We start from the raw sequence: 14,168 nt of genomic DNA on the forward strand, positions 1-14,168 counted from the left end.
TTGTCATCCGACAGCCGGTCGCCGAGAACCTTCGCCGTTTCCTTTCGTCGTCAGCCAGCACGCCGCAGCATCTGCATTCGCTGCACGCTGGCCACGTACCGACCGATCTGCTCGACCACCACGCGCTGGTGAGCGGGGTTGAATGTAAAGTCGAAGGCCAGTCCCGCGTAGTAGTCCTGCGTCGCGGTCATGTGCGTGTGCACCGCCTTGGCGGTCGCGCAGATCGGCGCCGGCAGATCGGGGGGCAGCGCGATGCGCAGCCAGAAGAGTTTGTGGCGCAGGAGCCCCTGCGACTCGCTGTTGGCGACGGTCAGTCCTACGCCGCCGCCGCCCAGGTTGACCAGCTGCGCGCTGAATCGCGGCCCGACATCGGGAAGGGTCAGTTCGTCCGTGGTCGGCGACGTGCGTGAGTTCCCCGGCGTCGCGTTCTCGAAGAGCAGTTCGTTGGCGCGTTCCGCCACCACGACGGTGCGCGGGTCAAGCAGGGGCCACACGTCAACGTGAGGCAGGTTGAGCGATGCGGTGCTCACGCGGTAGTTGCTGCGGCGCTGACATCGCTCCACGACTTCGGGCATGGCCAGTCGCAGGGCGGCGATGGGCTTGGACCCGTAGCGCCCACCGCCCTCGGCCAGCCGCAGTCCCCCGAGGGAGCGCGTCCGGAACATCCAGCGATTCTGCCCGATGGTGAGAATCACCACCAGTTCCACACCGGTCGCCAGGTCGATCTGCTTTCCCAGCGTGGTGGGATGTTCGATGACAATGGCCTGGTCCGTCAGATCGAGCAGACGGACACGCCAGAGCACGTTGGCGCCGTTGACGTTCTCGTCCCGATGATCGTTGGCGATGGCGACGTCCAGTGAGCCGCCCCGTTCCGCCACCTGGCGGAGGGAGCGATGCCAATCCGTGTTTCGCAGGCGCGTGGCCGGCATGGTGTATCCCGGGTTTCAGGGCGCGATGAGGTGAGTCGATCCATGCGGGGATCGGCCGGTTCCGCGGGCGTCTTCAGTGGGTCGGCGGGGTGTTCACCTGGTTCCGCGCGTTCGTGCGGACTGGGGAGAAGCGGCGGGCTGTCCCGGATGCCAGAGTCAGCGTGAAGGCCGCCGGCCGGTCCGATGTTCCCCGACGTTCACCTTTCCGGACCTGCTCCAGGCCCGCAGCGTGGAGCCCGTCCGGAGAGGAGCCGATCGCAGGTCCACCGACCGGGCATGATGATTCAGGTCGTCGGTGGTCCACAGTCGCAGTCGTTGATCGGAGCGGGTCGGCGCCCAGTGCCGCCGGTTCACCCGGCGACCCTGCCGAACCGCCACAATCGCCTCGCCCGGCTGCCAGACGAGTTGCATCCGCCCGTCGCGCGACACGCCCTCGCGCCACCGACCGGAAGCGACCTCGCGCCAGAGTTCGGTGGAGAAGTCATCGACGACGAAGAGCCCGCCAGGCGTCAGTCGCTTCGCCACCTGACCGAACAGGGTCGCCAGGTGGTCATGGGTGGTGACGGTCATCAGCGTTCGACCGAGCATGATGGCGGCGTCGAAGCGCCTCCGCAAATCAGTCCACGCGGCGAGGAAGTTCCGGCGCTCGAGGCGGGTTCGGGCGCGCGGGTCGTCTGCGTTGACGCCGAGCCGACGAAGGGCGGTTCGAGCCGCGGCGATCGCGGCGGGATCATGATCCCACCCGGTGACATGATGCCCATGCAGCACCAGCGGGAGCATGACGCGGCCGTCGCCGCACCCGAGATCCAGCACCGTGCGGGGAGGTGATCCCAGCATATCGAGCAATTCCGCAATCTGGCGTTGCGACTGCTCGGAGTCAAGGGGTCTCCAGTCGGATGAGCGGCGGCTCATGGCAGTCGCACCGAGAGCCGCTGGGCAAGCCGCGTCAGCGCTTCGCGGGCCAGGGTGGATTCGTCGGTCGTCAGGGTGCGTCCGCCATATCGGGCCGCGTAGAACACGCGCGTCAGCGAACGGACGGGGTCGGCGACTTCAGGCCGTCGCGCCTGAATCGCGTCAGCGTACGCGAGCGGGGGCTGCCACGCGGGCTTGGCGAGCCCGGCGCGACGAAGCACGTCGAGCATGTCGAGGTAGAAGCCCAGTTGCCGGAGCAGACGCCGGTACTCGGAACGCTTCAGATGCTCCAGGTGCAGCGTGCGGCGGAGCCGCCTGGCTCGACGGACCAGTTTGACGGCCACCAGCCCGGCCACGAACACCGCCGCCGAGACCGCCAGGATCCACAACCCGCCGGCGAAGCCGAACCGCGAAACAAAGCGGCGCAGCCACTCCACCGCCTGCTCCGTGAAGCGGTTGATGGCTTCCAGCGCGTCCAGGCGCATCGTGTCAGCCACGGCGGACTGAGCCGATGCGTCAAAGTTGACCACGTTGGCGAGCCAGCCCACTTCGAGAAACTCGTACACGTTCCGCACCTGGTCGGCCATGGTGCTGGGCGGATTGAGCAACCGTTCGAGCGTCTGCGGCGGGGTGGGGTCAAACGCCGTCCAGGCGAAGGGCCCGGTGCGCACCTCGGCCCAGGCGTGCGCGTTCGACTCGCGCACGGTGTACCAGCCGTTGCCTTCGTAGTCGCTGCCCAGGTACCCGGTGACGATGCGGGCCTCCACACCCACGGTCTGACACATGGCCACCAGGGCGCTGGCGAAGTACTCGCAGTGCCCGCGCCGGAAGTCGAGCAGGAAACTGGGAATGGGGTCGCCCTCGATGTCCACGTCGCTCAGGTCAAGCGTGTAGGTGAACTGCCGCTGCAGATGCTCCTCGAACGCCCGGGCCACGCGTCGATTGTGCTCGCCTCGCTCGGGATACGAGACCGGCGCGTTGAGCGGCAGGCCGGCGGCGCGGATCAGGCGCTCCGCCTCCCGCCGCACGCGATCGTCATCGTACAAGGTGGAGCGCATCGCCACGCTCGCTCGTCCGTTGAGTGCCCGCAGCACGGCGTCGCTGGGGCGCGGATCGGCTTTCACTCGGTAGCCGCGCGGGGGCGTCAATCCCTGCAGGTAGATCGAGCCGGTGCGCGGGTTGAACGTAAAGGCGCGGTCGGAGTCGGTGGAAAGCGCGATCGGCGCCACGATCGACAGGACCGCGAAGTCCAGCGGCGCCAGCGACTCGAACTCCAGCGTGTAGCAGGATTCAAGGGGAACGGCGCCCAGGCGTGAGAAGTCCGCCACGGGCGTGAAGCCGGCGGGACCGACCGTCTGCGGCTCGTTGCGCTCCGCCACGGGCTGCGGAGAGGCGAGCCAGGTGAACTGGGCGCTGTCGTACAGATCCAGCGCGTTGGCTTTCAGGTACAGCGGTCCCGGGTACTCCACCGGCTCGCCCGAGGGGCTGAGCACGCGCACGCGGAAGATGGGCGTGCGTGATTCGGTGATGCGCGATCCGGTCGTCAGCGATACCTGGCCCAGCACGCCGCCCCGCTCACGCGCGGGGTCGGGCAGGATGCGGCGCAGCCACCCGGCGCCCACGCCGCGCGGCACGGACAGGAACACCAGCGTGCTCACCGCCAGTCCCAGAAGGCATGCTCCCAGCACCGTCAATGCGAACTGGCCGGTCACGTCGCGTCCGATGACCGGACGGACCGAAGGCACCAGCCGGTGACCCGGAGGCGATTCGATGCGGCGGGCGAGGACGGCCCGCTCCTGCGCCGCGTGAATCTGGTACAGCAGCAGCACGTACACGCCCAGCACGGTGTAGAAGAACACCGCCACCCCGAACAGAAGGTCGCGCGACGACAGCGCCCCGGCCACCACCAGCACCAGCGTCAGCCACAGCAACTGGGCGTAATCGCGGCAGGTCTTGCGCTCGTAGAGTTTGATCAGGCACAGGTACACCGCGAACCGTCCCAGCACGCCCGGCGCGTCGGTGGGGTGCAGGATGATGTCCGGCACCACCGCGATCGAGGCCAGGATGATCAGCAGGTTGGAGGCCCAGCGAGGCAGCGCCAGCCCGCGCGGACCTTCCGCCACGTACCACGATGCGGCGGCGATCGCGCCCGTCACCAGCAGGAATCCCACCTGGTTCTTGGCGGCGCAGAAACTTACGATCGCCAGCAGCACCAGCGCGAAGGCGGCCACCGGAAAGGATCGCAGCAACCTCATGCGGCGACCTCCTCGTGCAGGGGATGGGCCGCCGTCGAAAGGGGCGTCGGGCCTTCGGCCAGCACCGAGCGCGTCAGCACCAGGTGCTCGATCTGCCCGGCGGAGAAGTGCCAGCCGTCGCGCCGCATGATGCCCGTATCGATGCGTGCGGGATGGATGATGACCATGCCGGCCCGCTCCGCGTCCGCCGTGGCGCGAGCCGCCACCGGCGTCCGCGCGCGGCTCAGGTCCAGTCCGGCGAGCGCGCCGAGAATCTTCTCCACGTGCCAGTGGCTGCGGCGCAGGGGCGTGGCGGGGACGTCCATGCCCAGCACGGTCAACCCCACCTCGAAGCCCGCCCGGTAGCCCGCGTGGACGAAGGTGGCGGCCAGGGAGATGGCCCGCTCCTCCAGTTCCGACGGATCGAGGGTTCCGCGAGGGTCGTGTTGCAGCGCCTCCGTGGGCACGGTCAGATTGAGCACGATGCGCAGCCGGGGCGGGCTGGGGAGCGTGCGTTCCTTGACGATGAGCGCCTCGCCCCCCGCGGAGCGCTTCCACGCGATCTGGCGTCGACCATCGCCCGGCTTGTACTCGCGCAGCCCGAAGTAGTCGTCGCCTCCGCCCGGTCGGTTCGAGAGTTTCATCCCCAGCGGACCGGAGGGGATGATGGACTCCAGCACGCCGCGCTTGAGCGCATAGCGGCGCGGGTAGATGAGCGTGTGCGCCGGCTGCGACATGGTGCGCGTCCGGCGCAGGATGCCGAAGGGGAAAGTCGTCCACGCCCGGAGGCGTTCAAACGACGCCTCACCGCGGGCCGCCGGCCAGAGCACCGCCTCGCCATGGACGGTCTCTCCTGGGCCGATGTGCATGATCCAGGCGCGGGCGCGGTTGGAAAAGTGACGGTCCCGCGATGTGCCGCGGGGGGGCAGATCCTCCACCGTCACGTTGAAGGCGGGCAGGAAGCGGCTGCGGTTGGTGACGGCGTACTGGATGACCAGCGGTTCGCCGACCAGTCCGTGCTTGGGATCAAGGCGTTTGACCTCAATGGCCCGCATGCACAGCGTGGCGTACCCCGCGGAGAGGATGATCGCCGCCCCCAGCACCCCCGCCGCCCAGAAGAGCAGGTTGTTCTGTCCGTGCATGGCGGCCAGCAGCAGCCCGGCGAGCAGCCCGACCGACGCCAGCAACGGAAGGTGGGGACGGAGCGCGGCGCTCATCGGAAGCGCTCGTAGTCGCGCAGGGGGGAATCATCACGCGGGTCCGGCGTATCCACGCCGCGCTGCAGCACGATCAGCAGCAACCGACCGGAAGGATTGCGAGGCAATGCCATGATCTCTGCGGCACGGTGATACCCAGGCGCCGAGCCGCGAATCTCCCACGTCTCCTCCATCCACCCGGCCCCGAAGGCGTCAAGCGGCAGGTCGAAACTGCCGTCGGGCAGCGTGCGCACCCTGGCGGCGAGCGACCGGTTGAGGTGGTCGTGATCGCGGAAAACCTCCACGGTGGCGCCGCCGACGCGCTTTCCCCAGTTGAAGACGGGGTTGGCCGGATCGACGAACTGCACCAGGCCGTACTCACCTTCCATCACCACGCCGCGAATCCGGTACGATCCGCAAGCGGTCAGCAGAAGACACAGGATGACAGCACATGCAAGACGAACGGGCATGAGGGGATCCAATCCTGACCGGGCCGACCGGGCGTAGACGGCCACGCGAACGGGCGCGGGAACATGATACCGACTGCGGACGTAGTGGGCCGCGTGGGTGTCGCACGGCGTTTTCACGATTCGACGCACGGGACCGGCGTGTTCCGCCGATCTCGGAGAAGAACGCACCCGGCCCGGCTCCGCGGTGAATAATCATCCGCATGCTCAGCACCGTCATCAACCTCGGGCTCATCATCCTCGGCTTCGGCATCCTGATCTTCGTCCACGAACTGGGCCACTTTCTGGCGGCCCGGTGGGCGGGCATCCGTACCGAGGCCTTCGCCGTCGGCATGGGTCCGGTGGCGCTGGCGTACCGCAAGGGCGTGGGATTCCGGCTCGGCTCCACGGCGCGGGACGTGGATCGCCTGGTGCGCGGCTGGCTGACGGCGCGGAATGAAGCCGTCAACATGGGCGACGAGGATGCGCGGCGCGAGCAGGTCTACCGCGCCATGGACGATCTGGGTCTCGGCTCCACTGAATACTCGCTGCGCGTGCTGCCCATCGGCGGCTTCGTCAAGATGCTGGGGCAGGAGGACGCCAACCCCGACGCGACAAGCACCCTGCGGGGAAGCTATCAGAACACGCCCATCGGCAAGCGCATGGTGGTGGTGTCGGCGGGCGTGGTGATGAATCTCATCCTCGCGGTGCTGCTGTTCGTGGTGGCGTTCATGGCGGGCGTGCGCATGCCCGCCCCGGTGGTGGGGTATGTCTCGCCCGACATGCCCGCGGCGCAGGCCATGGCCCTCAACGCGGTGGACCACGGGATCACCGAGCCGGGACTGAAGCCCGGCGATCGCGTGGTGCGCATCGACGGCGAACCCGTGCAGACCTTCATGGACGTGGCGGTGGCGGCGGCGATGTCGCGCGGCGACCGACCCCTTGAAGTCATCGTCTCGCGCGAGATCGAAGGCCAGCCCCGCTCGCTGCACTTCGAGATCATTCCGAAGAAGCAGGGGGGCGAGGGACTGCTCGCCTTCGGCGTGGGACCGGCGTCGTCCACGCAATTGTGGGTGAAGGACGAGAACGGCGTACTCGCCAGAGCGCTCCGGGAAACCGGTCTGGCCGACCAGGGGCTTGAGCCCGGCATGATGCTGGTCGAGGCGGACGGCAGGAAAGTCACCACGTTCAACGCCCTGGTGGAGCTGGCCCGGTCGCACGCCGACGACCGACTTCCCACGCGATGGGTTCGCGTGGACGAGCGGGGCGAGCCGGTCGGCCAGCCAATCGAGGTGCGGCTTCCGCTTGAGCCGCGCTTCGACGAGTTCGCCTGGAAACTCGGCAACGCGCGCATCGTGGGCGAGTATGGTCTGCTCGGGCTGACGCCGCTCGTTCAGGTGCAGGAAGTCACGCCCACGAGTCCGAACCGCGAAGTGCTCCGCACCGGCGATGTGATCCTGCGGCTGGGCGGCATGACCGGACCTCGCATGAGGCACATCATGGCCGCGGCGGAGAAGGCCAGGGGCGTCGGCACGCTCGACGCGCTGGTGCTGCGCGACGGCGAGATGACGCCCCTCACGCTCACCGTCTCGCGCGAGGGCAAGATCGGCATCGCCATGACCGAGGCGCTGGACGTGCCCCGCGTCGCCGAGCCGATCGAGCGCTTCGCCCTGCCCGCCAGGCCCGGCGAAATCATCCAGGAGATCGACAGTCCCGTGGCCGGACTGGAGATTTACGGCGGATCGCAGTTGGCGTCGGTCAACGGGCGGGCCATCGCCGACTGGAGCGACTTCCGCGCCGCATTACTCGATGCGACGCGCGGGTCTCTTTCCACAGGCGAGGCGACGCGCGTGGAACTGTCCTTCGACCTGCTGCTGGCGGGCGAACCCCGACGGACGGTGACGGTGGAAGTGACGGCCGAGCACGCCCGCCGCCTTCATGCGCTGGGCTGGCGACCCGTGCTGGGCGAGGGCGCGTTCGAGCCCATCGAGGAGACGCTTCACGCCGACGGCAACCCGATCACCGCGGTCAAGATGGGCTTTCACCGCACCCACATGTTCATGCTGCATACCTACGTCACGATCGATCGACTTTTCCGGGGCACCGTGGGCGTCGATCAGCTGCGCGGGCCGGTGGGAATCGTTCATCTCGGCGCCACGGTGGCGGATCGCGGACTGATGTACCTGGTGTTTTTCCTGGCCATGATCAGCGTCAACCTGGCGGTCATCAACTTCCTGCCCCTGCCCATCGTGGACGGTGGGTTGTTCCTGTTCCTCGTGTACGAGAAACTGAAGGGGCGGCCGCCCTCGATCGCGTTCCAGAACGCGGCGACCATCGTGGGGTTGATGATCATCGGCACGCTGCTGGTGGTGACGCTGTACAACGACGTGGCGCGGCTGGTGTTCGGATGAAGTGAAGCCATGAGTCACGTTGTCTCGGAGAATCACACGGACGATGCGGCTGTGATGTACGTCGCCGCGACGGAGACCCCGCGGCGCCCCACGAGAGGGGGACTGGCATGACCATCGCGCCCGTGGCGCTGATTACCGGGGCCGGCTCAGGCATTGGTCGGGCCACGGCGATCCGGCTCGCCTCGCACGGCTGGCGGCTGGCGCTGGTCGGACGGCGCGAGGAGGCGCTTCAGGAGACGATCCGGCTCGCGGCATCAAGCGCCCCCGGCGATCTTGACTTCATGTTGATCCCGGTTGATCTGTCCGACGTGGGAGCGGCGGAGGGCGTCATCGACGCCACGCTCTCGCAATTCAAGCGGCTCGACGCGCTGATCAACAACGCGGGCATGGGCGAGCGCGTGCCGATCGACGCCACCACGCCCGATCTGCTGGACCGCACCTTCGCGCTCAACACCTTCGCCCCGGCCATGCTGATCGCCGGCGCGTGGAAGGCGTGGAAGCGCCAGCGGCCGCTTCGAGGCGCCCCGTCGCCCTGCGTGGTCAACGTCTCCTCGATGTCCACCATCGACCCGTTTCCCGGCCTGATGGTGTACGGCGGCAGCAAGGCCGCGCTGGAGAGTTTCACGCGCTCGATCATGAACGAACGCGGTGCGACGGGCGTGCGGGCGTTCTCGATCGCGCCGGGGGCGGTGGAGACGCCGCTGCTGCGTCGCGTGTTCTCCAGGAAGGAGGCGCCTCCCTCGATCGCCCTCGAACCCGACGACGTGGCCGTTGAGATCGTGGCCTGCGTGCTGGGCGACCGGCCCCGATCCGAGGGGCGCGTCACCATGCTGGTGAAGGGCAGGCCCAGGCGCGTGGTGTAGCGTTGCCGTTCGTGCGATCTGGGTAAAGAGGGCGGATCGTGCGGGTCAGTCCGATCGATGTTCCTGCCAAGCCCGGCGGAACGTTTGCGATGCGTCTTCTGGATTGAACCCTTGCCATGGCCGCGCTCGCACCGTTTGCGGGCCGGCACATGGGCCTTGTTCGCCCTCAGGGGTCAACGTGCCGGAGGCACGACGGGGTGAGACAAGGCATGGAACGCGAACGGAACTCGCTGTTGATCGTTGATTCGGATGCGCGACGTGCGGAGCGCATGCGGCTTGCCCTGGAAGGCGGCGGCGCGTCAGCCGCCAACGGGGAGAGAGCGGCCGGCGCATCATGGCGATGCCGCGTGGTCAGGTCACTGGCTGAACTGGCGACGGAGAATCTCGGCGGCCACGTGATGGCGCTGTGCGACATGTCGCTGAAGGATGGCACGGGCATCGATGCGCTGGCGTACATCCGCGGCGCCCAGCCGGGGCTGCCCGTGGTGCTGCTGTGCGAGGAAGTCAACGCATCGCTGGCGATGGAGGCGACGCTCGCGGGGGCGATCGACTGCCTGTCCCGGCACGACCGGCTGCCGCAGCGCCTGCCCGCGGTGCTGGCTCGCTGCCTGGCTCTGCACGAAGTGGTGGCGGAGCGCGAGCGCATGCAGAAGCGGCTCAGCCAGTCCGTGGCCCAACTGGCCGACGAGGTGACGCAGCTTCAGAACATGATCTCCAACCTGGAGGCGGCGGCGGTCACCGATGAACTCACCGGCGTCCACAACCGGCGCCAGCTCAACATGGCCATCGACCAGTGCTGGCTGCGCGGCGAGCGCAAGGGCGAGGCCATGGCCTTCCTGATGATCGACGTGGATCGCTTCAAACACTTGAACGACGAGCTGGGGCACCAGGCCGGCGACGCCCTGCTGCGCCTGCTCGGTCGCGTACTGCGCGACAACACCCGGCAGACCGACGTGGTGGCCCGCTACGGCGGGGATGAGTTCTGCGTGGTCATGCCCCACATCGGCGTCGAGGAGACGCTGGGCATCGCACGCCGCATCGCGGACGCCTTCGAGCAGGCGGCGGCGGGCTATCCGACGTCGTTCGGACGCGTGGGGTTGTCGATCGGCGTGGCGCACACGCTCATCAGCCGGCCTTCCCACGCCGCCCAGCTGGTGGCGCAGGCCGATGAGGCCATGTACCACGCCAAGCGGCAGGGCGTGCGCGTGATGGCGCGCGGCGAGAACGGGCTGCTGGCGGTGGAGAACGGGCCGCGGGGCGATGCAACGGGCTGACCGCCGCTCACGACGCTACCGCTGCTGCGCCGCCGGTCTGACCAGGATTTCGTTGATGTTCACGTGGCTCGGCGCCTCCAGGGCGAAGAGGATCGCCCGCGCGATGTCCTCGCTCGTCAGCGCGCCGGGCATGCCGGTATACCACGAGCGGATCGTGTCGCGCAGCGTCTCATCCGTGGTCGACTCCGGCAGCTCCGTGAGCACCACGCCCGGGGCGATGATGGTCACGCGGATGCCGTGCTCGGGCGGCGTCGCTTGCGCGAGTTCCGCCCGCAACCCCTCGGAGATGACGTGCAGCGCGTGCTTGGTGGCGCAGTAGACCGCGTTGCCGGGAAAGACGTGGCGCCCCGCCACGGAGCTCACGTTGACGATGTGTCCGCGATGCTGACGCTGCATCACCGGCAGCACGGACCCGATGGCGTACAGCGCACCCTTGACGTTGATGTCGATCATCCGGTCCCAGTCGTCGAACCGGCGCGCGGCGATGGGCGACACCGGCATCACCCCCGCGTTGTTGATGAGGATGTCCACCCGGCCCCACGCCATCATGGCGGCGTCTACCACCGCCTGCACGCGGCCCCGGTTGCGCACATCGCAGTAGAAGTCCATCGCGGTCCCGCCAGCGGCCTCGATGCGCTCGCGCAGGGCTTTCAGCCGTCCCTCGCGCCGGGCGCAGAGAACGACCTTCACCCCGCGATCCGCCAGCGCCAGGGCTGTGGCCTCACCGATGCCGCTGCTGGCGCCGGTGACGATGGCGACCTGATCCCGCAACGAGGTTGAATCGGACATGCGTTGAACTCCTGTGGCCGTGTGTCAAGCGTGCCGCGACCGTCAGCGAGCGAGCGGTGTGCCGGACACCCATCCGCTCCCTCACGGTCGCGGCTCCCTCTACGCGCGGTCACGGCTCATTTCGTCGGTGCTCGCCGCGTCCGACATCCGCCGCGCACGGGGCTACCATCGTAGCCGTCCGTTTGTTCGCCCCGTGAGCATCGCATGAGCACGCCTGCCGGTCAGCCCTCTGAATCGTCCGCGCCCGCCACGGACGCCAGCGTCCTGGAGCACGCGCGGCGTGACAAACTTCGTCGCTGGCGCGAGGAGTTCGGGCTCAACCCCTATGGCTCGCGCGTGGAAGGGCTGATGCCGCTCGCCCAGGCCCGTGCGCTCTTCGATCAGCAAGCGCACGATGAACACGTCGTCTCGCAGCAGGCGGCCAAGGGTCAGCCGGAATCGACCGTCATCGATCGTCGTCCTCGCGCGCTGGTCGCGGGCCGCTGCATCCAGCACCGCGCCATGGGCAAGCTGGTATTCATCGTGCTGCGCGACCACACTGGCGACCTGCAGATCAGCATCTCCAGGGCGGCGGTGGACGCTACATCCTTCAAGGTGGCGGAGAAACTCGACTACGGCGACATCGTGGTCGCGGGCGGTCCGATCGGCGCCACCCAGAAGGGCGAAATCTGCGTGTGGGCGGACCGGTTCGAGGTCCACTGCAAGTCGCTCGCTCCGCCGCCCGAGAAGTTCCACGGGCTGGCGGACCCTGAACTGCGCTACCGTCAGCGCTACGTGGACATGTACGCCACGCCCGAGACCATGCGGGTCTTCCAGCGGCGGTCGCGGCTGGTGTCGCAGGTGCGCCGCTTCATGGAGCAGCGCGGCTTCCTCGAAGTCGAAACGCCGATGATGCAGCCCATCGCGGGCGGGGCGGCGGCGAGGCCGTTCATCACCCACCACAACGCGCTGGACATCGACCTGTTCCTGCGCGTCGCGCCGGAGCTGTATCTCAAGCGGCTCCTCGTGGGCGGCCTGCCGCGCGTCTACGAGATCAACCGCAACTTCCGCAACGAAGGCATCGACCGCACGCACAACCCCGAGTTCACCATGATGGAGGTGTACGAGGCGTTCGGCGACTGCTGGACGATGTTGGAGCTGACGGAGTCGCTCTGTCATGAACTGGCCCACACCGTGGCGGCGGAGCCGGGCGGCGGCGCGGCATCCGCCGATCGACCGACGCTCCCCTTCGGCGAGGTCACCGTGGACTGGTCACGCCCATTCGTCCGCCGCGCGTATGGCGAGATCTTCGAGTCCGCCCTCGGCTTCTCGATGTTCGATCGCGAGCAGGTGAAGCGGCGGGCCCGCGAAGCCCGCGTTGAGAACGTGGACAAACTCGACCACTGGCTGCTCGTGAGCGAGCTGTTCGACCGCTTCGCCGAGCCGACGATCGACCCCGCCAGGCCCACCTTCGTCACCGACTTCCCCGCGGCCATCTCGCCGCTCACGCGCCCTCACATGGACAATCCGGAACTGGCGTATCGCTGGGAGCTGTTCGTCGCCGGCGCGGAGATCGCCAACTCGTACACCGAGCTCAACGACCCGGATATCCAGTTGCAGAAGTTCACCGAACAGCTGGCGGGGGCGGATGAGGAAGCCCGGACCTTCCGCACGCTCGACCACGACTTCATCCACGCCCTCAAGGTCGGCATGCCGCCCGCCGGTGGCATGGGACTGGGCATCGACCGCGTCATCATGTTGATGACCAACTGCACCAGCATCCGCGACGTGATTCTGTTCCCGCTGTTGCGCCCGGAGGGGTGAGGGGGGCCGTCGCCTCGCGGCGGTCGGCCATCCCTACAATCCCCCGCCATGAATCCACGCAGGAAGACCCGTCAGGTTTCCATCGGCAACGAGCGCACCGGCATCGTCCGCATCGGCGGTGATGCGCCCGTCTCCGTGCAGACCATGACCACCGGCTACACGCACGCCATCGACTCGTGCGTGGCTGAGATCAACCGTCTGGCGGCCGCGGGAGCGGACGTGGTGCGCGTGGCCGTGCCGGAGCGGAAGGACACCGAGGCCTTGCCTGAGATTCTCAGGCAAACGCGGGTTCCCATCGTGGCGGACGTTCATTTTCACTACAAGCGGGCGCTCGAGGCGGTGGAGGCGGGCATCCACAAGATCCGGCTGAACCCCGGCAACATCAGCGACCGCGAACAGGTGAACGCGGTCATCGATGCGTGCAAGCAGGCGGGCATCCCCATCCGCGTGGGCGTGAATGAGGGCTCGATCATCGAGCGCAAGGACAAGCAGAAGCGGGCCGTGGAGCTGGGCAAGTACTTCGCCGGCCACCGGAGCGGGCACCTGCTGGCCCTGATGATCGCCAAGCTGGAGGAATACCTGGACATCTTCGACGCCCGCGATTTCCACGACGTGGTGATCAGCGCCAAGTCGATGGACGCCTCGCTCGCCATCGACATCTACACGGAAATCTCCAGGCGATTCGATTATCCGCTGCACCTGGGCGTGACGCACGCGGGGCCGAAGGAGACCGGCACGATCCGCAGTGTGATTGCGCTGGGCACGCTGCTGGCCAACGGCATCGGTGACACGCTGCGCATCTCCTACGCCAGCGACCCGATCTACGAGGTGGAGGATGGACTGGAGATTCTCTACTGCCTGGGACTGAGGCCTCGCAAGGGCGTGGAACTGATCGCCTGCCCGACCTGCGGACGCATTCAGGTTGATCTCTTCACGCTGGTGCAGGAGGTGCGCAAGAAACTCGTGACGGAGATCGAGCTGCCGATCAAGGTGGCGGTGATGGGCTGCGTGGTCAACGGTCCGGGCGAGGCGGAGGGGGCGGATGTCGCGGTGTTCGCGGGTGACCGGCGGGGCATCATCTACGTGCAGGGCGAGCGCGTGGCCAACGTGCCGGAGGAGGAAATCCTCGATCGCCTGCTGCACGAATGCCGCGTGTTCCAGGATCGCGTGAAGCGGGGCGAGGCGCGCCTGGGGGAGAAGAAGGTGGAGATCGTGCCGCCTGATCCGATCGGAGAACTGGGCAGCGGCGCGGAGAAGATCCGCGCCGGCCTGGTGGAGTCGGTAACCATCGGCGGACGATAGCGAATGGCA

11 protein-coding genes are annotated in these 14,168 nt (G+C 68.0%); 5 read left to right on the forward strand and 6 right to left on the reverse strand.

Annotation, left to right across the window (positions count from 1 at the left end; genetic code table 11):
- Positions 1-50: 50 nt before the first annotated feature.
- The 5 genes from HRU76_11020 to HRU76_11040 form a co-directional block, all read right to left on the reverse strand.
- The gene (locus tag HRU76_11020) at positions 51-929 is read right to left on the reverse strand and encodes a hypothetical protein (protein QOJ18087.1); all 879 of its coding nucleotides are present in this window, start codon (positions 927-929) and stop codon (positions 51-53) included.
- Positions 930-1,085: 156 nt separating this feature from the next.
- Positions 1,086-1,841: a class I SAM-dependent methyltransferase gene (locus tag HRU76_11025; GenBank protein QOJ18088.1), complete on the reverse strand. Its 756-nt coding sequence runs from the start codon at positions 1,839-1,841 to the stop codon at positions 1,086-1,088.
- Positions 1,838-4,096 (reverse strand): DUF3488 domain-containing protein, encoded by a 2,259-nt coding sequence (locus HRU76_11030; protein QOJ18089.1) that lies wholly within the window; start codon positions 4,094-4,096, stop codon positions 1,838-1,840. The genes HRU76_11025 and HRU76_11030 overlap by 4 nt, the downstream gene beginning before the upstream one ends.
- Positions 4,093-5,292 carry a DUF58 domain-containing protein gene (locus HRU76_11035; GenBank protein ID QOJ18090.1) on the reverse strand — a complete coding sequence of 400 codons (1,200 nt, stop codon included), beginning with the start codon at positions 5,290-5,292 and terminating at the stop codon, positions 4,093-4,095. Before HRU76_11035 ends, HRU76_11030 begins: the two co-directional genes overlap by 4 nt.
- A complete protein-coding gene (locus HRU76_11040; GenBank protein ID QOJ18091.1) occupies positions 5,289-5,741 on the reverse strand; it encodes a hypothetical protein in 453 nt (150 codons plus the stop codon). Before HRU76_11040 ends, HRU76_11035 begins: the two co-directional genes overlap by 4 nt.
- Before the next feature lie 200 nt (positions 5,742-5,941).
- On the opposite strand from HRU76_11040, the gene HRU76_11045 reads away from it, so the two are divergent.
- The 3 genes from HRU76_11045 to HRU76_11055 all read left to right on the forward strand — a co-directional run bounded on the left by HRU76_11045 (position 5,942) and on the right by HRU76_11055 (position 10,265).
- Complete coding sequence (locus HRU76_11045) at positions 5,942-8,128, forward strand: site-2 protease family protein (protein ID QOJ18092.1); 2,187 nt, start codon at positions 5,942-5,944, stop codon at positions 8,126-8,128.
- 107 nt (positions 8,129-8,235) lie between these two features.
- Complete coding sequence (locus HRU76_11050; protein ID QOJ18093.1) at positions 8,236-8,991, forward strand: SDR family oxidoreductase; 756 nt, start codon at positions 8,236-8,238, stop codon at positions 8,989-8,991.
- A 209-nt stretch (positions 8,992-9,200) separates the two neighbouring features.
- Complete coding sequence (locus HRU76_11055) at positions 9,201-10,265, forward strand: diguanylate cyclase (GenBank protein ID QOJ18094.1); 1,065 nt, start codon at positions 9,201-9,203, stop codon at positions 10,263-10,265.
- A gap of 15 nt (positions 10,266-10,280) precedes the next feature.
- Here the strand turns inward: HRU76_11055 and HRU76_11060 are convergent, their stop codons facing one another.
- The gene (locus HRU76_11060; GenBank protein ID QOJ18095.1) at positions 10,281-11,054 is read right to left on the reverse strand and encodes an SDR family oxidoreductase; all 774 of its coding nucleotides are present in this window, start codon (positions 11,052-11,054) and stop codon (positions 10,281-10,283) included.
- 204 nt (positions 11,055-11,258) lie between these two features.
- Between HRU76_11060 and lysS the strand changes: the two genes are divergently transcribed.
- Positions 11,259-12,857, forward strand: coding sequence for a lysine--tRNA ligase (lysS, locus tag HRU76_11065; GenBank protein ID QOJ18096.1), 1,599 nt, complete (start codon positions 11,259-11,261; stop codon positions 12,855-12,857).
- A 48-nt stretch (positions 12,858-12,905) separates the two neighbouring features.
- Positions 12,906-14,159 (forward strand): flavodoxin-dependent (E)-4-hydroxy-3-methylbut-2-enyl-diphosphate synthase, encoded by a 1,254-nt coding sequence (ispG, locus tag HRU76_11070; protein ID QOJ18097.1) that lies wholly within the window; start codon positions 12,906-12,908, stop codon positions 14,157-14,159.
- Positions 14,160-14,168: the final 9 nt, after the last annotated feature.

This window comes from Phycisphaeraceae bacterium, assembly GCA_015709595.1.
In the GTDB taxonomy this organism is placed as follows: domain Bacteria; phylum Planctomycetota; class Phycisphaerae; order Phycisphaerales; family SM1A02; genus CAADGA01.